This is a genomic window from Dorea sp. AM58-8 (assembly GCF_003464045.1).
Classification (GTDB): domain Bacteria; phylum Bacillota; class Clostridia; order Lachnospirales; family Lachnospiraceae; genus Claveliimonas; species Claveliimonas ammoniilytica.
Genome location: NZ_QSDM01000061.1, coordinates 1 through 626, shown reverse-complemented (window position 1 = coordinate 626; position 626 = coordinate 1). Strand labels below are relative to the sequence as shown.

The window sequence follows — 626 nt, the reverse complement described above, 5'->3', positions numbered from 1 at the left end:
ATGAAGGATGTGCTCGAAAAGGTCGAGGAGCTGAGAAACGGCGCGGCGGACGCGCAGCATCAGGCGAATCAGATGGCACTCATGGGAGTTGCGAACGCCCAGCAGAAGGCGGGAGAGATGACCATAAAGAACGTCGAAGAGGTGACCGCAAGGAGCAGGAAGGTCATCGACTCGATGGTAGAGGAATCCAAGAGACGCATTGAGCGGCTTTCGATGGTGACGCTTCCAGACAGACTGTTCTACTACAGCAAATGGATGGCGGTTATCCTTGTTCTCATCATCCTCGTGCATGTCCTATGGGGTATGTTGGTGTAGGGACCTACCGGTAATATGGATAGATAGAGAGCAAGAAAACTTCTTATGAGACAGAAAGGACTGACAGAAATGAAGAAAGACAGCAATATGTTTAACGACAACAGCATCGAGACTGAGGGTATCCCGGCGGACAAGACTGCCGAAATCCCGAAGGTCGTGGGTTCGACGGAGGAGGAGAATGCTAAGAAGCCGCTCGTGCTCTTCGGGCGCGAGTTCTCCCGTAAGCAGGTCTGCGTGGCTGGTGCGGGAATCCTCTGTGCGGCGCTTCTCATCGGCGGCGGGGCTTACGCCATCTCACATGCCAGTTGGAC

2 protein-coding genes are annotated in these 626 nt (G+C 54.2%); both read left to right on the top strand.

What is annotated here, in order from left to right:
* Positions 1-315 (top strand): hypothetical protein (locus DXA18_RS15705; protein ID WP_118384591.1); only part of this gene is annotated, 315 nt, incomplete at its 5' end.
* Positions 316-360: 45 nt separating this feature from the next.
* Positions 361-626, top strand: a 266-nt coding sequence (locus DXA18_RS15480; protein WP_147345622.1) for a hypothetical protein, incomplete at its 3' end; no start/stop codon positions are given.